The organism is Streptomyces sp. NPDC015171 (assembly GCF_043079545.1).
Lineage (GTDB): Bacteria > Actinomycetota > Actinomycetes > Streptomycetales > Streptomycetaceae > Streptomyces.
In genome coordinates, this window is record NZ_JBIBUO010000004.1 from 595,255 (window position 1) to 614,922 (window position 19,668).

The 19,668-nt window shown below is 72.7% G+C and carries 20 protein-coding genes; 10 read left to right on the forward strand and 10 right to left on the reverse strand.

What is annotated here, in order from left to right; genetic code table 11:
• Positions 1–21: 21 nt before the first annotated feature.
• Positions 22–1,674: an FAD-dependent oxidoreductase gene (locus ACF073_RS14900; protein WP_392069880.1), complete on the reverse strand. Its 1,653-nt coding sequence runs from the start codon at positions 1,672–1,674 to the stop codon at positions 22–24.
• A gap of 199 nt (positions 1,675–1,873) precedes the next feature.
• Here ACF073_RS14900 and ACF073_RS14905 point away from each other — a divergent pair, with 199 nt between their 5' ends.
• The 7 genes from ACF073_RS14905 to ACF073_RS14935 are packed head-to-tail and all read left to right on the forward strand — an operon-like array spanning position 1,874 to position 7,042.
• The gene (locus tag ACF073_RS14905) at positions 1,874–2,953 is read left to right on the forward strand and encodes a SchA/CurD-like domain-containing protein (RefSeq protein WP_392069882.1); all 1,080 of its coding nucleotides are present in this window, start codon (positions 1,874–1,876) and stop codon (positions 2,951–2,953) included.
• Positions 2,954–3,011: 58 nt separating this feature from the next.
• Positions 3,012–3,425 (forward strand): cupin domain-containing protein, encoded by a 414-nt coding sequence (locus ACF073_RS14910; RefSeq protein ID WP_392070008.1) that lies wholly within the window; start codon positions 3,012–3,014, stop codon positions 3,423–3,425.
• Positions 3,422–4,681: a beta-ketoacyl-[acyl-carrier-protein] synthase family protein gene (locus ACF073_RS14915; RefSeq protein ID WP_392069885.1), complete on the forward strand. Its 1,260-nt coding sequence runs from the start codon at positions 3,422–3,424 to the stop codon at positions 4,679–4,681. Before ACF073_RS14910 ends, ACF073_RS14915 begins: the two co-directional genes overlap by 4 nt.
• Before the next feature lie 7 nt (positions 4,682–4,688).
• Positions 4,689–5,933, forward strand: a complete 1,245-nt coding sequence (locus tag ACF073_RS14920; RefSeq protein WP_392069887.1) for a ketosynthase chain-length factor — start codon at positions 4,689–4,691, stop codon at positions 5,931–5,933.
• Between the two features lie 19 nt (positions 5,934–5,952).
• Positions 5,953–6,207, forward strand: a complete 255-nt coding sequence (locus ACF073_RS14925) for an acyl carrier protein (RefSeq protein ID WP_392069889.1) — start codon at positions 5,953–5,955, stop codon at positions 6,205–6,207.
• Position 6,208: 1 nt separating this feature from the next.
• Positions 6,209–6,688, forward strand: coding sequence for an SRPBCC family protein (locus ACF073_RS14930; RefSeq protein ID WP_392069891.1), 480 nt, complete (start codon positions 6,209–6,211; stop codon positions 6,686–6,688).
• A gap of 21 nt (positions 6,689–6,709) precedes the next feature.
• Positions 6,710–7,042, forward strand: a complete 333-nt coding sequence (locus tag ACF073_RS14935; protein WP_392069893.1) for a TcmI family type II polyketide cyclase — start codon at positions 6,710–6,712, stop codon at positions 7,040–7,042.
• Positions 7,043–7,114: 72 nt separating this feature from the next.
• Here ACF073_RS14935 and ACF073_RS14940 read toward each other — a convergent pair whose 3' ends face one another.
• The 6 genes from ACF073_RS14940 to lipB form a co-directional block, all read right to left on the reverse strand.
• The gene (locus ACF073_RS14940) at positions 7,115–8,179 is read right to left on the reverse strand and encodes a methyltransferase (RefSeq protein WP_392069895.1); all 1,065 of its coding nucleotides are present in this window, start codon (positions 8,177–8,179) and stop codon (positions 7,115–7,117) included.
• Between the two features lie 40 nt (positions 8,180–8,219).
• The gene (locus tag ACF073_RS14945; RefSeq protein WP_392069897.1) at positions 8,220–9,311 is read right to left on the reverse strand and encodes a nitrous oxide reductase family maturation protein NosD; all 1,092 of its coding nucleotides are present in this window, start codon (positions 9,309–9,311) and stop codon (positions 8,220–8,222) included.
• Between the two features lie 164 nt (positions 9,312–9,475).
• Positions 9,476–10,177, reverse strand: a complete 702-nt coding sequence (locus ACF073_RS14950; RefSeq protein WP_392069899.1) for a DUF4191 domain-containing protein — start codon at positions 10,175–10,177, stop codon at positions 9,476–9,478.
• A 79-nt stretch (positions 10,178–10,256) separates the two neighbouring features.
• On the reverse strand, positions 10,257–10,454 hold the full coding sequence (locus tag ACF073_RS14955; RefSeq protein ID WP_392069900.1) for a hypothetical protein: 198 nt from the start codon (positions 10,452–10,454) through the stop codon (positions 10,257–10,259).
• A gap of 229 nt (positions 10,455–10,683) precedes the next feature.
• On the reverse strand, positions 10,684–11,649 hold the full coding sequence (lipA, locus tag ACF073_RS14960) for a lipoyl synthase (protein WP_392069902.1): 966 nt from the start codon (positions 11,647–11,649) through the stop codon (positions 10,684–10,686).
• A 114-nt stretch (positions 11,650–11,763) separates the two neighbouring features.
• Positions 11,764–12,579 (reverse strand): lipoyl(octanoyl) transferase LipB, encoded by an 816-nt coding sequence (gene lipB / locus ACF073_RS14965; RefSeq protein ID WP_392069904.1) that lies wholly within the window; start codon positions 12,577–12,579, stop codon positions 11,764–11,766.
• Between the two features lie 239 nt (positions 12,580–12,818).
• Between lipB and ACF073_RS14970 the strand changes: the two genes are divergently transcribed.
• The gene (locus ACF073_RS14970; protein ID WP_392069906.1) at positions 12,819–14,288 is read left to right on the forward strand and encodes a regulator; all 1,470 of its coding nucleotides are present in this window, start codon (positions 12,819–12,821) and stop codon (positions 14,286–14,288) included.
• A gap of 129 nt (positions 14,289–14,417) precedes the next feature.
• Here ACF073_RS14970 and ACF073_RS14975 read toward each other — a convergent pair whose 3' ends face one another.
• On the reverse strand, positions 14,418–15,791 hold the full coding sequence (locus ACF073_RS14975) for an NAD(P)/FAD-dependent oxidoreductase (protein WP_392069909.1): 1,374 nt from the start codon (positions 15,789–15,791) through the stop codon (positions 14,418–14,420).
• A gap of 180 nt (positions 15,792–15,971) precedes the next feature.
• Positions 15,972–16,868 (reverse strand): TIGR01777 family oxidoreductase, encoded by an 897-nt coding sequence (locus tag ACF073_RS14980; RefSeq protein WP_392069910.1) that lies wholly within the window; start codon positions 16,866–16,868, stop codon positions 15,972–15,974.
• A gap of 73 nt (positions 16,869–16,941) precedes the next feature.
• Between ACF073_RS14980 and ACF073_RS14985 the strand changes: the two genes are divergently transcribed.
• The gene (locus ACF073_RS14985) at positions 16,942–17,430 is read left to right on the forward strand and encodes a GNAT family N-acetyltransferase (RefSeq protein WP_392069912.1); all 489 of its coding nucleotides are present in this window, start codon (positions 16,942–16,944) and stop codon (positions 17,428–17,430) included.
• A 3-nt stretch (positions 17,431–17,433) separates the two neighbouring features.
• On the opposite strand, the gene ACF073_RS14990 is transcribed toward ACF073_RS14985, so the two are convergent.
• Positions 17,434–18,618, reverse strand: coding sequence for a MarP family serine protease (locus ACF073_RS14990; protein WP_392069913.1), 1,185 nt, complete (start codon positions 18,616–18,618; stop codon positions 17,434–17,436).
• A 197-nt stretch (positions 18,619–18,815) separates the two neighbouring features.
• Between ACF073_RS14990 and ACF073_RS14995 the strand changes: the two genes are divergently transcribed.
• A complete protein-coding gene (locus ACF073_RS14995) occupies positions 18,816–19,658 on the forward strand; it encodes a peptidoglycan recognition protein (RefSeq protein WP_392069914.1) in 843 nt (280 codons plus the stop codon).
• Positions 19,659–19,668 lie beyond the last annotated feature (10 nt).

Genomic DNA, 19,668 nt, shown 5'->3' on the forward strand with positions numbered 1-19,668 from the left:
TCCGCCGTGCGCGGGCCGGCCTCAGCGCCGGCGCAGCACCGCCGCCACGACCCGGCGCAGCTCCGCCTCCGGATCCGGCACGGCACCGGACGCGCGCCAGGCCACGAACCCGTCCGGCCGCACCAGCACCGCCCCGTCGGCCGTCGTGCCGTGCGCCCCGGCCCAGCCGCCGGCGGGACCGTCCCCGTCGTACGTCAGGTCGGCGTCCGCCCCGGCGCCGATCCGGTACGCCTCCAGCCGTACGCCGTCCGTGCCGGCGACGCGCCGGGCGGCGTCGTGCCAGGCCGCGCCGGCCGCCGATCCGGCGTCGCAGAGCAGCACCAGCGACCGCTCGTAGAGATCGATCGTGGAGAGCCGCCCGCCCGCGCGGCGCAGCCACAGGTGCGGGGCCCGGCTGCCCGGGTCCCCGGTCAGCCGCACCCCGTCGGGTACGACCGGCTGGGCCTGGTCGGCGCCCAGGACGGCGCCCTCCAGGTACCGGTAGGCCAGCACGACGGGGAGGATCCCGCTGCGCGGGCCGCCGCCGACGCCGGGGGTGGGGGCGAAGCCGGGGTGGCTGTGCTCCACGGAGCGGGCCGAGGCCCGGGCGCTGGTGGCCATCGCGACGGGCCTGCGCTCGGTGTCGTAGGTCTCCAGCAGGTCGGGTCCGGCCCAGCCGTCGAGGACGGCGGAGAGCTTCCAGGCCAGGTTGTGGGCGTCCTGGATGCCGGTGTTGGAGCCGAAGGCGCCGGTCGGGGACATCTCGTGGGCGGAGTCGCCGGCGAGCAGGACCCGGCCGGCCGAGTACCGCTCGGCGACGCGCTCGGCGGCCCGCCAGGAGGCCTTGCCGGTGACCTCGACATCGAGGTCGGGGACGCCGACGGCCAGCCGGATGTGCCGCTGGAGCCGCTCCTCGGTGAACTCCTCCAGCCGCTCGCCGTTTTCCGGGTGCCAGGGCGCGTGGAAGACCCAGTGCTCCTTGTTGTCGATGGGCAGCAGGGCGCCGTCGGCCTCGGGGTTGGTCAGGTAGCAGCAGATGAAGAGCCGGTCGCCGACCGTCTCGGCGAGCAGCTTGGACCGGAAGGTGATGCTCACGTTGGCGAAGAGGTCGCCGGGTCCGTTCTGCTCGATCGCGAGCCGGCGCCGGACGGGGCTGCGCGGGCCGTCGGCCGCCACCAGGTAGTCCGCGCGCACCGTGTACAGCTCGTCGCTGTCACGATTGCGGACGAACGCCGTCACTCCTTCGGGGTCCTGTTCGAAGGCTTCCATCTCATGGAAGTACCGCAGGTCGCCGCCGAGCGCCCGGGCCCCCTTCAGCAGCACCGGCTCCAGATCGTTCTGGCTGCACAGGCACCACCCCGTAGGGCTGAACCTCGCGAGCCCGCCACCCGGATCGATCTCCCTAAACAGCCATTCGCCGGCGTCACCGACGAGCGTCGGGGTCTGCAGAATGCCGTGGTTGTCCGCGAGGAGCGAGGCCGCCGCCTTGATGTCCGGCTCGATGCCCGCCACCCGGAACAACTCCATCGTGCGCAGGTTGTTGCCTCGGCCACGTGGGTGGATCGAGGTTCCGGAGTGCCGTTCGACGAGCATGTGCGGCACGCCGAGACGGCCCAGGAACAGGGAGAGGGACAGGCCCACCAGAGAGCCGCCCACGATGAGGACGGGTACCTGGTGATCGGCTTTCTGCGGCATCGAGGCTCCAGGGGCAGGGTCGGGATGTGAGGCGCGTTGGTGTTTCTGTGCCCTGTGGGAGCCCTTTCGCGTGCGCAATCACCCACGTGGTTCACGCGAGTCGCGCGCAGTGCGGGAAGAGGCACAGGATCAAGAAGCGCTGACGTCGCGTCATCGGCGGCCGGCGTTCGCCCCTGCCCCCGAGAAGGAGAAGCGCAGCATGACCACCATGTCGGAAAAGCTTTCGGACCAGCTGACGCGTCAGGTGTCGAAGCGGGTCTCGCAGTCCGTCTTCGACGGCTCCCGTCTGCGGGTCGTCCTCCTGGTGGACGTCTACGACGGCGCCCAGCAGCAGTTCCTTGAGGCCTACGAGCAACTGTGCAACCAGGTGGCGCAGGTGCCCGGCCACGTCAGCGACCAGCTGTGCCAGTCGATCGAGAATCCCTCCCAATGGCTCATCACGAGTGAGTGGGAGAGTGCTCCGCCGTTCCTCACCTGGGTGAACAGCGAGGAGCACGTGAGCATGGTGGAGCCGCTGCACAGCTGCGTCCGGGACACCCGGTCGCTGCGCTTCCACATCGTCCGGGAGACGGGCGGCGAGCTGTCGGCGGACTCCGCTCCCCGGCGCCGGCTGCAGACCTCCCCGCGGATCGGCGACGGTGTGATCCGGCACGCGCTGACCTTCACCGTCAAGCCGGGCAGCGAGGAGCGGGTCGCGAAGATCCTCGCGGACTACGCCTCGCCCCAGGCACGGGTCGACGACGCCACCCGGCTCTGCCGTACCTCCCTGTTCATGCACGGCAACCGGGTCGTGCGGGCCATCGAGGTGCGCGGCGACCTGCTCGCGGCGCTGCGCCACGTCGCCCGGCAGCCCGAGGTGCGGGCCGTCGAGGAGGCCATCAACCCTTACCTGGAGCAGGAGCGGGACCTCAACGACCAGGAGTCAGCGCGGGTGTTCTTCACCCGGGCGGCGCTGCCGGCCGTGCATCACGTCACCGCGGACGAGCTGGCCGAGGGCGAACGGCGGGCGCTGTACTACCCGGCCCGGCCGGACTGCGGAATGCGGCTGGCCGAGCAGCTCGCCCAGCAGGACCAGGCGGCGGCGGACGACCCGGAGAGCCCGGTGCTGCGCAGCACGATCTTCCAGCGTGACGACGTCGTCGTACGGCTGATCGACGTACGCGCCGGCCTCGCGGCGCACGCCGTCCAGGCCGAGCGGCACGCCGCCCTGAGCGACCTGCTGGACGGCGAGCCCGTCGGCATGGACCTCGTCACCGACCGCCGCTCGCCGGACGCCTGACCCGGCAGGCACAGCACACCAACGGAGGAACGCCGTGATCCAAAACCTTCCGAAGATCGTGGACCTCAGCGAGGTCGAGCCCAACACCCGGCGCGGCGGTGATCTGCGCGCCATGCTCACCCCGGCGACGGTCGGCTCCACCAGCGGCTTCATGGGCGTGGCCATCGTGCAGCCCGGCGACCGCATCGGTGAGCACTACCACCCGTACTCCGAGGAGTTCGTCTACGTCCTGTGCGGCCAGCTGGAGGTGGACCTGGACGGCGAGCCGCACCCGCTGCGGCCCGAGCAGGGGCTGATGATCCCCATGAACATGCGCCACCGCTTCCGCAACGTCGGCAAGGTGGAGGCGCGGATCGTCTTCCACCTGGGGCCGCTGGCCCCGCGGCCGGCCCTCGGTCACGTCGACACGGAGGAGACGGGCTGCGCGGCCGTCGCCGCGGAGCCGACCGAGCGGGAACAGGTCCGCTCATGAGCCGGCGCGTGGCGGTCACCGGCATAGGCATCGTGGCTCCGGGCGGGATCGGTGTACCGGCGTTCTGGGACCTGCTCGCCGAAGGCCGTACCGCGACGCGGGGCATCACGTTCTTCGACCCGGCCGGGCTCCGGTCCCGGATCGCCGCCGAGTGCGACTTCGACCCCGCCGCGCACGGCCTGGACGCCGAACAGGTGCAGTCGGCGGACCGGTACATACAGTTCGCCCTGGTCGCCGGTGAGGAGGCGGTCCGGGACTCCGGGCTCGACCTCGTCCGGGAGGACCCCTGGCGGGTCGGTGTCTCCCTGGGCACCGCGGTCGGCGGCACCACCCGTCTGGAGCACGACTACGTCCTGGTCAGCCATCGAGGCCAGCGCTGGGACGTCGACCACACCGAGGCGGAGCCCCAGCTGCACCGGGCGTTCTCGCCGAGCACCGTGGCCTCAGCGGTGGCGGAACGTTTCGGCGCACAGGGTCCGGTCCAGACCGTCTCCACCGGCTGCACCTCGGGTCTCGACGCCGTCGGATACGCCTTCCACACCGTCCAGGAAGGCCGTGCCGACATATGCATCGCGGGGGCGTCGGACTCCCCGATCTCCCCGATCACCATGGCCTGCTTCGACGCGATCAAGGCCACGTCCCCGAACAACGACGACCCCGCGCACGCCTCCCGGCCCTTCGACAACAACCGTGACGGCTTCGTCATGGGCGAGGGCGGCGCGGTGCTCGTCCTGGAGGAACTGGAACACGCCCGGGCCCGCGGTGCCCACGTGTACTGCGAGTTCGGCGGCTACGCCACCTTCGGCAACGCCTACCACATGACCGGTCTGACCAAGGAGGGCCTGGAGATGGCGCGGGCCGTCGAGACCGCCCTCGACCAGGCGCGGCTCGACCCCACGGCGATCGACTACGTCAACGCGCACGGCTCCGGCACCCGGCAGAACGACCGCCACGAGACGGCGGCCGTGAAGCGGGCGCTCGGCCACCACGCCTACGACACCCCGATGAGCTCCATCAAGTCCATGGTGGGGCACTCCCTCGGGGCGATCGGGGCCATCGAACTGGTCGCCTGCGTACTGGCCCTCGCCAAGCAGGTCGTACCGCCGACCGCGAACTACGAGATCCCCGACCCCGAGTGCGACCTGGACTACGTCCCGCGCGTCGCCCGTGAACGGAAGCTGGCCAGCGTGCTGTCCGTGGGCAGCGGGTTCGGCGGCTTCCAGTCCGCGGTGATCCTGACCCGGCCGAGGGAGTGAGGACACGATGAGCGAACCGAAGGACCGGCAGGCGGCCATCACCGGCATCGGGGTGGTGGCACCCAACGGCACCAGCACCGACACCTTCTGGAAGGCCACCCAGGAGGGCCTCAGCGTCCTCGACCGGGTCACCCGCGAGGGCTGTGAGCACCTTCCCCTCAAGGTGGCCGGTGAGGTCCGTGCCTTCGACCCGGCGGCCACGATCGAGGAGCGCTTCCTCGTCCAGACCGACCGGTTCACGCACTACGCCATGGCCGCGGCCGACTTCGCGCTGGCCGACGCCCGGCTCGGGCCGGGCAGCATCCCCGACGCGCCGTACTCCATCGGCGTGGTCACCGCCGCCGGGTCCGGCGGCGGCGAGTTCGGCCAGCGCGAACTGCAGCAACTGTGGGGCAAGGGCAGCCGGTTCGTCGGGCCGTACCAGTCCATCGCCTGGTTCTACGCCGCGAGCACCGGCCAGGTCTCCATCCGCCGCGGCTTCAAGGGGCCGTGCTCGGTCGTCGCCTCCGACGAGGCCGGCGGTCTCGACGCCCTCGCCCACGCGGCGCGGGCGGTGCGGCGCGGCACCGATGTGATGGTGGCCGGCTCCACCGAGGCGCCGCTCGCGCCGTACTCGATGGTCTGCCAGCTCGGCTACAAGGAACTGAGCGGCGAGGCCGATCCGTCCCGGGCCTACCGCCCGTTCACGGACGGGGCCTGCGGGTTCGTGCCGGCCGAGGGCGGCGCGATGCTCGTGGTGGAGGCGGCGGACACCGCCCGGGAACGCGGCGCCGAGATCCGGGCCGTCGTGGCGGGCCACGGAGCCACCTTCACCGGCGCCTCCCGCTGGCCGGACTCCCGCGCGGGCCTCGCCCAGGCCGTCCGGCAGGCACTGAAGGAGGCCGACTGCGCCCCCGAGGAGGTCGACGTCGTCTTCGCCGACGCCCTCGGGGTGCCGGAGGCGGACCGCGCCGAGGCCCTGGCGATCGCCGACGCCCTCGGCGCGCACGGCACCCGGGTGCCGGTCACCGCGCCGAAGACCGGCATCGGCCGGGGGTACTGCGCGGCCCCCGTCCTGGACACCGCGGCGGCCGTGCTGGCGATGGAGCACGGCCTGATCCCGCCGACGCCGAACGTCTTCGACGTCTGCCACGACCTCGACCTCGTGACGGGCCGTGCCCGCGTCGCCGAACTGCGCACGGCGCTGGTCCTCAGCCGCGGACTCATGGGATCGAACTCGGCGCTGGTGCTGCGACGCGGCACCGCGCAGTGAGAAAGAAGGAGGAAAGCACATGCCGCAGATCACCGTGGAAGAACTCGCCGCGCTGATGAAGAAGGCCGCCGGGGTCACCGTCAGCCCGCAGCAGCTGAAGGAGAAGCCGGAGACCGGATTCGACGTCCTCGGCGTCGACTCGCTGGGCCTGCTCGGCATCGTCGGCGAACTGGAGAACACGCACGGCACCCCGATGCCGGTCGACGCGGAGCGCTGCAAGACGCCGCAGCAGTTCCTCAACCTCGTCAACACCACTCTGATGGCAGGAGCCTGATATGGCAGGGCACACCCAGAACGAGATCACCATCGCGGCCCCGCTGGACCTGGTCTGGGACATGACCAACGACCTGGAGCGCTGGCCGCAGCTGTTCAGCGAGTACGCGGCGGTGGACGTCCTCAAGCGGGAGGGCGCCCGGACGACGTTCCGGCTGACCATGCACCCGGACGAGAACGGCACCGTCTGGAGCTGGGTCTCCGAGCGCGAGCCCGACCGCGACTCCCGCACCGTCCAGGCGCACCGGGTGGAGACCGGGCCCTTCGCCTACATGAACATCCACTGGCAGTACGAGGAGGTCCCCGCCGGCACCCGGATGGTCTGGACCCAGGACTTCGAGATGAAGCCGGACGCCCCGGTCGACGACGACTGGATGACCGACAACATCAACAACAACTCCAAGGTCCAGATGGCCCTCATCCGGGACAAGATCGAGAAGGCGGCAGCCGGCCACCGGCCCGCCCCCGCCCTGGCCGACTGAGCCGGACGACAGGAGACGACCGTGCACCAGGCCCTGATCGTCGCCCGGATGGTCCCGGGCTCCGCTCCCGGCATCGCCGAGGTGTTCGCGGAGTCCGACCGGGGAGAGCTGCCCCACCTCGTCGGCGTCCGCCGGCGCAGCCTCTTCCAGTTCGGCGACGTGTACATGCACCTCATCGAGTCCGACCGCGAGCCCGGACCGGCCATCGCCAAGGTCACCTCGCACCCTGACTTCAGGGACGTCAGCGAGCGGCTGCAGGCGTACGTCAGCGCGTACGACCCGGAGACCTGGCGGTCCCCGAAGGACGCCATGGCCCAGCGCTTCTACGTGTGGGAGCGCGACAGCGGCGTCTGACCTCCGTCCGGACCACCGGTGCCGGGCCCGCGTGCGACGCGGGCCCGGCACCGGTGTGCCTGGGGGCATCGGTCAGGCGGGGACGATGCAGTCGAACGCGTGCAGGAACGGGTTGACCGGCCGGATGTCGTTGACCTTCAGGCCCGCCGCCCGGAGCCGGCCCGTCATGCTGTCGGTGGTGTGCTTGGCACCGCCGACGTTCAGGAGCAGCAGCAGGTCCATGGCCGTGCTGAACCGCATCGAGGGGGTGTCGTCGACGAGGTTCTCGATGACGACGACCCGGGTGCCGGGGCCGCCCGCCTCGACCACGTTGCGCAGCAGCCGGGCGGTGGACTCGTCGTCCCATTCCAGGATGTTCTTGATGATGTAGCAGTCGGCCTCGACCGGCACCGACTCGCGGATGTCGCCGGGCACGATGCGCGCCCGGTCCGCGAGGTCGCCGCCCTCACGCAGCCGCGGCAGGGCCTTCTCCACCACCCGGGGCAGGTCCAGCAGCGAGCCCCGCATGGCCGGGTACTTGTCCAGCAGGCACGCGACCACATGCCCCTGGCCGCCGCCGAGGTCCGCGACCGACCTGCTGCCGGACAGGTCCAGCAGGGCCGCCACCTCCCGCGCCGACTGCTCGCTGGAGCGGGTCATGGCGCGGTTGAAGACGTCCGCCGACTCGGGGGCGTCCTCGTTGAGGTAGGTGAAGAAGTCCTTGCCGTAGAGGTCCGCCACGACGTTCCGGCCGGAGCGCACCGCCTCGTCCAGCAGGGGCCAGGCGTCCCAGGTCCAGGGCTCGGTGCACCACATGGCGATGGCCCGCAGGCTGTTCGGGTCGTCCTCGCGCAGCAGCCGGGACATCTCCGTGTGGGCGAAGGACCCGTCCGGGCGCTCGGCGAAGACGCCGTAGCAGGACAGGGCGCGCAGCAGCCGGCGCAGCGGCCCCGGCTCGGTGTGCACCGCGGCGGCCAGGCCCTCCGCGGTCATGGGGGCGTCGCCGAGCGCGTCGGCCACACCGAGCCGGGCGGCGGCGCGGACGGCGGCGGCACAGGCCGCCCCGAACACCAGCTCGCGCAGCCGCATCGACGGCGGAGGGGTGGGGAGTGCCCCCGGCTCGGACGGAGCCGAGAGTTCGCGGGATGGTGCGGTCATGTGCCGCCTTCCTTCCTTGGGTGGGACGGGTACGGCAGCGTCAGCACATGCCCGCGGGCTTGGAGGCCCGGCAGGAGTTGCCCGTGAAGGCGTTGCCGCTCTTGGTGGCTTCCTGGTTGACGAGGTCCGCCGGGGAGTTCCCCGCCAGGACGTTGTCGGTGATCTTGTTCTTCTCGCTCGTGGCGCCCACGAAGCTCTTGAACAGGACGATGCCGCCGGACAGCGGGGACCTGCCCGAGTGGTCGAGCACCGTGTTCCCGGTCACCGTGGCCTTCTCGGTGCCGGTCAGCACGATGCCGGTGCCCTGCAGATAGGGCAGCCGGGCGGTCTTCGCGCAGTACTTGTTGTTGCGCTCGACACGGTTCTCGCTGACGGTCAGAGCGCCCGCCCGCGGCTTGTTCTCGTCGCCGACGACGAACATGCCCGCGCAGTTGGCGGCGGCGTAGTTGTCCGTGACGGTGAGGTTGCGCAGCCGGCGGACGGTGAGGCCGATCCGGTTGTCCTCGAAGCGGTTGTCCTCGACCAGCGTGCCCTTGCTGTCCAGGGCGCCCTGTTCGGCCTGCACGGTGTTGGCGAGGAAGAGGCCCGCGTCCCCGTTGCTCCGGGCGACGTTGTCCCGGAACACCGCGCGGGTGGAGTGCTCCTGGCCGATGCCCCACTGGCCGTTGTGGTCGGCGAGGACGTGCTCCACGGTCAGCCGGTCGGTCCCCATGGACCACACGCCGGTCTTGGCGAAGCCGGTCACCCGCAGGCCGGCGATGGTGACATCGCGCAGGGCCTTGTTCCTGGCCCCGATCACACAGATGCCGTTGCCGGCCGAGAGACAGGTGGGGGTGGCCTTCCTGCCGAGCTTGCCCGGCGCGGACTTGGTCTTCGCGGGGGGCTGGAGGACGGTCAGGCCGCCCATCCCGCGCAGGGTCAGCCCGGCGGTCCTGACGGTGACGGTCTCGTGATAGACGCCGGCCAGCACGACCACGGTGTCGCCGGTCCTGGCGGCGTTCACCGCCTTCTGGATCGACTCACCCGGGCGCACCACGAGGGTCTGGTGGGCGGCCGACGCGGGGGTCGTGCCGAGGAACGCACCGACGAGGGTCGTGGTGCACGCGAGGTACGCAATGTGTCGTTTTGTCACATGCCGAGGCTAGGAGTGCATACGCCGATCAGGGCTCGATGCTCCATTCGGCGGCGTGTCAGCCGGAGGCCGTGCTCCGAGGGGCCCGGGCGGCCCCGGAACGACGACCGCCGTACCGCGCGGGACGCGGTACGGCGGGATGACGACGGGGGTGGGACCTGCGGTCAGCGACCGCGCGGGCCGCCCTTGGGGAGCTTCATCCCCTTGGGCATGGGCCCCTTGGGCAGCGGCATGTTGCTCATCAGGTCGCCCAGGGCGCGCAACCGGTCGTTGGTCGCGGTGACCTGGGGGCCGGTCAGCACGCGGGGGAGCTTCAGCATGGTCGTGCGCAGCTTCTTCAGCTCGACCTGGCCGTCGCCCGTGCCCACGATCACGTCGTGCACCGGCACGTCCGCGACGATGCGGTTCATCTTCTTCTTCTCGGCGGCCAGCAGGGTCTTCACCCGGTTCGGGTTGCCCTCGGCGATCAGCACGATGCCGGCCTTGCCGACGGCCCGGTGCACCACGTCCTGGTTGCGGTTCATCGCGACCGCCGGAGTCGTCGTCCAGCCACGGCCGATGTTGTCCAGCACGGCCGCCGCGGCGCCGGGCTGGCCCTCCATCTGGCCGAAGGCGGCCCGCTCGGCCCGGCGGCCGAACACGATCGCCGTCGCCAGCAGACCGATCAGCAGGCCGAAGATGCCCAGGTAGACCGGGTGGCCGATCAGAAAGCCGATCGCGAGGAAGACACCGAGAGTGCCGAGGCCGACGGCCGCGAGTACAAGACCGATCACCTTGTCGGCCTTGCGGGTCATCTTGTACGTAAGGGCGATCTGCTTCAGTCGCCCGGCATTCGCGGCATCCGCCGCGGTTTCCTTCCTCGCCATGCCACGAAGTCTACGTGCCCCCGGGAGCGCGGACGACGGCAGTGCCCGGCGGACAGGTGCCGGGAGGCGCGAGGGGGCCTCAGGGACGGGTGGCGGCCTGCTCCAGGACCCGCTCGGCCTCGACCCGGTCCTTGGCACGGCGGCGGTCCTCCAGGACGGAGGCCCAGGCGTTGCGGCGGGCGGTGCGCTGACCGCCGCTCATGAGCAGGGACTCCACGGCCCGCAGGGCCGTGGTGAAGGACGGGATGGCGGTGGCGTGTACGGGCGCGGCCTGCATGATCGAGGTCCCCCCTCGGAGCGATGGCGATACGGGGCGTGATACCAGAGTCACTGTTTGGTGTTACCAGGGCGTGTCCGACCGGTCAAACGCCAATGAAACCTTGATGCGGTGGGCGGAAACGCTGACGCGACCCTGACGACGCCCTCATCAGCGAGGACGGTCAGGGCCGCGTCGAGTCGGCCATTACTGGCCAGTAGGTTCTTGTGCGTGAATTCACACGCTCGGCTCAGACCGCCTGGGCGGCGATGTACGCGCCACGCTTCTCGACGGCCATCTGGTACAGCCGCCCGGCGCGGTACGAGGAGCGCACCAGCGGGCCGGACATCACACCGGAGAAGCCGATCTGCTCGGCCTCCTCCTTCAGCTCCACGAACTCGTGCGGCTTCACCCAGCGTTCCACCGGATGGTGGCGCACGGACGGGCGCAGGTACTGGGTGATGGTGACCAGCTCGCAGCCGGCGTCGTGCAGCTGCCGCAGTGCCTCGCTGACCTCCTCGCGGGTCTCGCCCATGCCGAGGATCAGGTTCGACTTGGTGACCAGGCCGACGTCGCGGGCCTCGGTGATGACCTTCAGGGAGCGCTCGTAGCGGAAGCCGGGGCGGATCCGCTTGAAGATCCGGGGCACGGTCTCGACGTTGTGCGCGAAGACCTCGGGGCGGGACTCGAAGACCTCGGCGAGCTGCTCGGGCACCGCGTTGAAGTCGGGGGCCAGCAGCTCGACCTTGGTCCGGCCGCCCTCCCGCTCCGCCGTCTGCCGGTGGATCTGGCGCACGGTCTCCGCGTACAGCCACGCGCCGCCGTCGGCCAGGTCGTCCCGCGCGACACCGGTGATGGTGGCGTAGTTCAGGTCCATGGTGACCACGGACTCGCCCACGCGGCGCGGCTCGTCGCGGTCGAGCGCCTCGGGCTTGCCGGTGTCGATCTGGCAGAAGTCGCAGCGCCGGGTGCACTGGTCGCCGCCGATGAGGAAGGTCGCCTCGCGGTCCTCCCAGCACTCGTAGATGTTGGGGCAGCCGGCTTCCTGGCACACCGTGTGCAGCCCCTCGCTCTTCACGAGGTTCTGCATCTTCGAGTATTCGGGGCCCATTTTCGCGCGGGTCTTGATCCACTCGGGCTTGCGCTCGATGGGGGTCTGGCTGTTACGGACCTCCAGGCGCAGCATCTTGCGTCCGTCGGGTGCGACTGCGGACACGAACGGCTCCCTGTGACTTCGATTCTTCGGCGTACACCAGGGTACGCCCGTACTGTTTGCGCCCTGCCGCCAGACCCAACCCGGCTGTCGCAGGGCGCATTCCCGCCGGACGGATCAGGCGGACGCCGTGTCGATGACGCGGGGCCTCAGGTCGGCGTCGCCGAGCACGTCCCGCAGATGCTTCTCGGCGACCGGCAGCACCTCGTCGATGGTGACCTCGCGGCCGAGTTCGTACGAGAGGGAGGTGACGCCCGCGTCCCGGATGCCGCACGGGATGATCTTGTCGAAGCTGGAGGTGTCCGGGTTCACGTTCAGGGCGAAGCCGTGCATGGTCACGCCCTTGGCCACGCGGATGCCCATGGAGCAGATCTTGCGGTCCTCGTGGCGGCGGCCCGCCTGCGAGGGCGCGTACTCCGGACCGACGAGGCGGTGGTCGAACTCGGCGTCCTCGGGGTCCGGGGCGCTCCCGGCGCCCGGGCCGAAGTCGAGCGTGAGCCCGCCGGGCGCGGGGCGCTGTTCGATCGGGTCGCCGAGCACCCAGACCCCGGCCCGGCCCTCGACCCGGGAGGTCTCGACGCCGAACTCGGCGCACACCCGGATCATCGCGTCCTCCAGGCGGCGCAGGTGCGCGACCACGTCCACCGGCCGGGGCAGCTTCTGGATCGGGTAGCCCACCAGCTGGCCGGGGCCGTGCCAGGTGATCTTCCCGCCGCGGTCCACGTCGATGACGGGCGTGCCGTCCAGCGGGCGCTCGCTGTCCTCGGTGCGCCGGCCGGCGGTGTACACCGGGGGGTGTTCCAGGAGGAGCACGCTGTCGGGGACCTCGTCGGCGAACCGGGCCGCGTGCACCCGGCGCTGCTCGTCCCAGGCCTCCTGGTACTCGACGGCATCCGTACCGAAGCCCATGCGGACGAACCGCAACTCACTCACGGCAAGCGCCTCCCTCGGCGGTCGGTGTGTCAGGCGCGTAGCGCGCCCACGCCACTGTACGTCCGACCGGGTCACGTCAGCCCTGAGGGCGTTCCTCACACGATCGGATGAATGCCTGGCGAAGACTGCGATCGCCTGCTCACTCTCCGCTACATTCGCGCCGTTCGTGAGGCCATAAGGGCTGCTCAAAGGCAATCCAGGCACTTCAGAGGCCTGGAAGGCAGGAGACCGCACCGCAGATGACGGACCGACCCGCGCAGCGCACCCCCAACCGCCAGCTCGCCGCGCTCATCGCAGAAGCAGGGTTCTCCAACGCGGGTCTGGCTCGTCGCGTCGACCAGCTCGGTCTCGAACACGGGCTGGACCTCAGATACGACAAGACATCGGTCACCCGCTGGCTGCGCGGACAGCAGCCGCGCGGGACGACCCCGGCCCTCATCGCCGAGGTGTTCACCCGCCGGCTCGGGCGCCGGCTCACCGCGCAGGACCTCGGCCTCGACGCCTGCGCCCCGGTGTACGCAGGACTGGAGTTCGCGGCCACCCCCGAGGAGGCCGTCGACATCGTCAGCGGGCTGTGGCGCAAGGACTCCGGCAGCCACGCCGAGCTGCGCAAGATCGCCTTCACCCCGGCGGGCCTCGTCGTGCCCAGCCGGGACTGGCTGATCGGCATGGCCGACGACAGGGTGGCCCGCCAGCCGGCGCCCCGGGTGCCGCCGCAGGGCCGGCCCGGTGCGGCCAAGCCCCATCCGCCGCAGGGCCTCGCGCTGCCGCCAAGGGTGCGCGGGCAGGCCGAGCGCGGGCCCGGCCACAAGGTCAGCGGCGGTGACATCGCCGCGCTGCACTCGGTCGGCGAGCTGTTCCGCACGCTCGACGACCGGTTCGGCGGCGGCCACGCCCGCCAGGCGCTGGTGCGCTACCTGGAGCACGAGTGCGAGCCGATGCTCCGCGGCAGCTACGACGAGCAGACCGGCCGCCGGCTGTTCGGCGCCGCCGCCGACCTGACCCGGCTGGCGGGCTGGACGTCGTACGACATCGCGGCGCACGGGCTGGCCCAGCGGTACTTCGTGCAGGCCCTGCGGCTCGCCCAGGCCGCCGGCGACCGGCCCTACGGCTCCTACGTCCTGGTCACCATGAGCCGCCAGGCCGTCTATCTGGGCCACGGCCGGGAGGCCGTACAGCTGGCGCGGGTCGCCCAGCAGGGGGTCGGCTCCGGCGGTCCGCCGGTCGTCCAGGCGCTGCTGCACGTGTCCGAGGCGCGGGCGCACGGCGTCCTCGGCGAAGTGCGGGCGTGCACCGCCGCGCTGGTGCGTGCCGAGCGTGCGCTGGACGCCGCCCGGCCCGGGGACGAGGTGCCGTACTGGGCGGCGTTCTTCGACGAGGCCCAGCTCGCCGACGAGTTCGGGCACTGCCACCGGGATCTGCAGCAGTTCCGGGCCGCCGTCCAGCACGCCGAGCGCGCCCTCCAGCTCCGGGCGCCCTCCTACGCCCGCAGCCGGCTGTTCTGCCGGATCGTCCTCGCCACCGCCCGGCTCGGCCTCGGCGAACTCGACCAGGCGTGCGCGCTGGCCGCCGAGGCGGCGGGCCAGGCGGCGGAGATGCGCAGCGCCCGCGCGATCGAGTACGTACGCGACTTCGAGCGCCGCCTGGAGCCGTACCGGGACGCGGCACCGGTCCGGGGCTACCGGGAAAAGATCGCGGCCCTGGGCTGACGGCCCCCGCGGCGCCCGCCCGCCACGGCGCGGTCCGGCGGCACCGGGCCGGACGGCCGCCACCCGCCGTCGCGGGTGCGCTGCCGTCCGCTCGGTGCCGCGCCGCTCCCCGTGCCCCTCCGGGCGCGCTCAGGCCGCTCGCGGCAGCGTCGGGGCCGGGTCGGCGGTGTGGAGCGATCCCGCCGCGCCCAGGTCGGAGAGGATCGCCGCCGCCGCCCGGTGGGCCGAGTGCAGGGCGCCCTGGACCGTGCTGGTGTCCCGGTGGTCGCCGCAGACGTACAGACCCGCCAGCAGACGTACCGGCCGGCGCAGATCGTGCGGCGGGCGCATCGCCGGGACCGCCTCCGGGGTGTGGTGCACGGCCAGCGTCTCCCAGCGCCGCGTCGAGGTGCCGTAGAGGCGGGAGAGGTGGATGCGCACGGCGGTGTCCACACCCTCCGGCGGGGCGCCCAGCACCGTCGAGGAGATCAGCACGCGGCCGGCCGGCGCCCGGCTCGGGTCCACGTTGCTGAGCACCGCCGTGTGCGCGACCGGGCCGCCGCGGTCGGCGTCCAGCAGCAGCGAGGTGCCGGTGGCGAAGGCCGCCGACGGTTCGTCGGTGGTGTGGTGCACCACGGTCACCGGATGGAAGTCCGGCACCCTGAGCCCCGGCAGCAGCTCCGCCGCGGCGCGCGCGTCGGTGGCCAGCAGCACCGCCCGGCAGCGGATCTCCCCGTGCTCGGCGGTGGTCACCGAGGTCGTGGACACGGAGGTGACCCGCACCCCGGTGTGCACGGTGGCCGCCGGCAGCGCCCGCGCCAGCAGCTCGGGCAGCACGTCCGCGCCGCCCTCCGGCACGCACAGCCGGCCGCCGGCGAAGGCGCGCAGCGCCAGGTCCGCGCACCTGCTGGACGTGGTCAGCTCCGGGTCGCAGAGCAGCGCGGCGAGCAGCGGACGCAGAAAGCCCTCGATGGTGCGGGCGGACATCCCGCGCAGGGCGAGCGCCTGGCCGGCCGGCAGCTCGGGCCGGGCCAGGAGGCGTTCGACGGGGGTGGCGGCGATCCGGCCGAGCGCGGCACCCAGCCGGGCCTGGTCCATCGCGCCGCCCACCGGTGTCCCGGTCCGGCCGGGAGCGACCGCCGGGCCCCGGGGGGCGCTGGCGAGGGCGCGCACCGCATGGAGTGCGCCCCGTGCGCCCCGTGCGCTCCCGCCGGCCGGCGGCATCCCCGCGCGCTGGGTGCGCCCGTCGCGGTGCAGCAGGACGCCCGGCGCGAAGCGCCGCACGGTCAGGGTGTCCAGGCCCGGGGTCGGCCGGAGTTCGGGGTAGGACGTGGACAGCAGCTGTCCGATGCGGTCGAGGCGGAAGCCGTCGATCTTCTCCGTCGACATGCGACCGCCGACGTACGGCGCGGCTTCCAGGACCGCGGTGGTGATTCCTGCGCTGGTCAGCCGATGAGCCGCCGAGAGGCCGGCGATGCCGGCTCCCACGATGACGACGTCCACCTGGTACGCGGGCTCAAGCACGAGGCCCCTCCTGTGGTTGCGCGGCCGGTGGAGACGTCATGCCCCCAACTGGCCCCAGGGATACCCGAGTTCGGGTCGAGGGTAGGGCCGTAATCGGTCAGGAACAGTCGCGCATCAACAGGGCACGGTCGCATAGAGGTCGCATGCGGTCACTTTCGTTCGCCGGTGTGGTCGGCCGGCTCAGCCCGCCGCGCGGATCGCCTCATCGATGCCCGGGAACGCGAACCGGAATCCCGACTCCAGCAACCGCCTCGGCACCACCCGCTGGCTGCCCAGCACATCCCCGGCCATCTCCCCGAGCGCCGTGCGCAGCACCGGAGCCGGCACCGGGAACACCGTCGGCCGGTGCAGCACCCGCCCCATCGCCGCCGTGATGTCACGGTTCGTCAGCGGCTCGGGAGCCGTCAGATTGAACGGCCCGGACAGGGTGTCGCCGTCGATGAGATGCCGGATCGCGGCCACCTCGTCGTGCAGCGCGATGTACGGCCAGTACTGCCGCCCGTCGCCCAGACGCCCCCCGAGCCCCGCCCGGAACAGCGGGAACAGCCGCCCCCAGGCCCCGCCGTCCCGGCTCACCACCAGACCCGTGCGCACGAACACGGTACGCACCCCCGCCTCCGCGACGGGCGCCGCGGCCTCCTCCCACTCCACGCACAGCCCGGACAGGAAGCCGTCGCCGGGCGGTGCGTCCTCGTCCACCACCCGGTCGCCGGTCTCGCCGTAGAAGCCCACCGCGCTGCCGTTCACGAACACCCGCGGCGGCTCCGGCAGCGCGGCCGCCGCCTCGGCGAGCGCCGCCGTGCCCAGCACCCGGCTGTCCCGGAGCAGCCGCTTGTACTCCGGGGTCCAGCGCCGGTCGCCGATCCCGGCCCCCGCCAGGTTCACCACCGCCGCGCACCCCACGAGCCCGGCCGCGTCGACGTACTGCCGCTCGGGGTCCCAGCACACCTCGTCCGGGCCCCGGGAGGCCCGGCGCACCAGCCGGACCACCTCGTGCCCGTCCGCCGTCAGGGACCGCACCAGGGCGCTGCCGATGAGACCGGACGCGCCGGCCACCGCGATACGTGATCGTTCCATGCCTCCAGCATGACCGCACCGCCCCGCGGAATCCCGGTGGGACGCCCGGACCGGGCGTCGTAGGGTGATCGCCATGCCGGATCTGTCCATACGCCCCGCCCGCCCCGAGGACGACGGGGAACTCGCCCTCCTCGACCGCGCCACCTGGTCCACCCTGCACGCGGTGATGCCCCCGCCCGAGCCGCCCTATCCGCCGTTCTTCGACGAGCGCCACGGCCCGGACCAGTACCTGGTCGCCGAATCCGGCGCCACCGTCCTCGGCTACATCCGGCTCGTCCACCCGACCCCGCTCGCCTCGAACGCGCACGTGCTGTCCATCCAGGGCTTCGCCGTCGCCGAGGAGGCCCGCGGGCGGGGCGTGGGGCGGGCGCTGGTGCGGGCCGCCGTCGACCGGGCGCGCGACCGCGGCGCGCGGCGCCTCACCCTGCGCGTGCTCGGGCACAACGCCCCGGCCCGGGCGCTCTACGCGTCCGAGGGGTTCGCCGTCGAGGGCGTGCTGCCGGGGGAGTTCCACATCGACGGCGCGTACGTCGACGACGTGTGCATGGGCCGCGCCCTGTGAGCCCTACGAGCTGACCAGCTCGCCCGTGTCCACCGCCGCCGTCGCAGCGGCCGCGCGCCGGGCGTCGCCCGCCACCTCGGCCGCCGTCAGCACGTACCCCGTCTCGGCGTCCGAGGTGGAGCGGGCGAAGACCACCCCGAACACCCGGCCGTCCGTGGTCAGCAGCGGTCCGCCGGAGTTGCCCGGCCGGACCGTGGAGCGGATCGAGTAGATCTCCCGGGTGACCGTGCCGTCGTTGTAGATGTTCTGGCCGGCCGCCCGCACCCGGTTCCCGACCGTCGCCGCCTGCAGGTTCAGGGCGCCGTCCTGCGGATAGCCGGCCACCACCGCCGAGTCCCCGCGCTCCGCACCGGTGTCGAACCGCAGCACCGGGGCGCGCAGCCGCGGCACGTACAGCACCGCCACGTCCCGGTCCGGGTCGAACAGCACCACCCGGGCGTCGTACGACCGGCCGACCCCGCCGACCCGCACGCTCGGGTCGTCGATGCCGGCCACCACGTGCGCGTTGGTCATCACGTGCCCCGGCGCGTACACGAACCCGCTGCCCTCGCGGCCCTCCGTGCCCGCAGCGCCCTCGATCTTCACCGTGCTCAGCCGGGCGGCGTTCGTCGCGGCCGGTGTGACGCTGTCCCCGGTCGGCCGGGCCACCCGGGCCGTCGACTCGTTCTCGAACGGGTTGAACACCTGCGGGAAACCCGCCTCGGTCAGCGCCGACGTGGCCCGCGAGAACCAGGCGGGCGTGGTCCGCGGCATCGCGTCCTGCACCGCGCCCAGCAGCGTCGAGTTCCGGATCGCCGTGGTCAGCGACTGGGACGGGGCCGCGCTCAGCACGCTCGCCGCCACCCAGGCCACGACCAGCACCGCGACCGCGTTGGCCGCCGCGCCCCCTATCCCGTCCGCCACCCGCAGCGGCCCCCGGTCCAGCTCCCCGCGCAGCCGCAGCGCCAGCCGGCCCGCCAGCTCGTGCCCCACCACCGCGGGCACCAGCACCGTCAGCACCGCGAGCACCGTCGCCGCCGCCGAGCCCCGGTCCGCCTGGCCGGTCACCCACGGCAGTACCCACACGCCGATGACCGCGCCGCCCACGAACCCCGCGAGCGAGACACAGCCGGCCACCAGGCCGCGCCGGTATCCGGACGCCGCGTAGACGACGATCACCAGCACAAGCACCAGGTCGAGCAGGTCCACGGAGCCGCCTTTCTCTCGGACCCCTCAGTACGGACGGGACCGGTCCGCTGATCAGCAACGCGCGCCGGACGGCCGCCGGGCGGCGGAACCGACCACGTACGTGTGTACCCCCAGAAACGACCCGGACCGGGATGATGGTTCCACCAGGTGGCACAGCGCACATCGCGGGCACGGCAGAGCACCCCGACAGTGGGATCATGCGTGTCGTCCGAAGAGCCCCGAGCGCCTGGAGACGGCGGATCGCGGGGACGTTCCGTGCCGCCTGGACACCCGGCGTCGTGCTGGTGCTCGGCTGCCTGCCCGGGCTGCTGGCCGTCGTCGGTCTCGGCCTGTGCGTCCACGGCGTCGAGCAGGCCGCCTCCCGCCCCTCGCGCCCCGCCGCCGTGGCGGCCCGGGCGCCCGCCGCCCACCAGGTCGCCCGGCCGCGCATCGTGCCGCGCTCCGCCTGGCTCGACCGCACCACCGGGCGCACCCAGCCGCCCCCGCGCTACGACGACAAGGTGGTCGCCGTCTTCGTGCACCACACCGACTCGCCCAACGGCTACAAGTGCGCCGACGCACCCGAGATCATCCGCCATCTGTACGAGGGCCAGACCGGCGCGCGCCAGTGGGACGACATCGGCTACAACTTCCTCGTCGACCGCTGCGGCACCATCTACGAGGGCCGCGCCGGCGGCGTGGAACGAGCCGTCGTCGGCGCCCACACCCAGGGCTTCAACCACCGCACCGCCGGCATCGCCGCCCTCGGCACCTTCACCGACGGCGTCCCCGTGCCCCGGGCCATGACCGACTCGATCGCCGCGCTGGCCGCCTGGAAGCTCGGCCTGGCCGACGTCGACCCGCGCAGCCGCACCCGGCTGGTCTCCAGCAGCGGCCTCAGCCGCTACCGGGCGGGCGCCGCGGCCACCCTGCCCGCCCTCGCCGGCCACCAGGACGGCTACCGCACCAACTGCCCCGGCGCGTCCCTCGCCGCCCGCCTCCCGGCCATCCGGCAACAGGCCGCCCTGCTGCAGGGCCGCACCCGCACAGCGAGGCCGTAGCCGCCCCGCC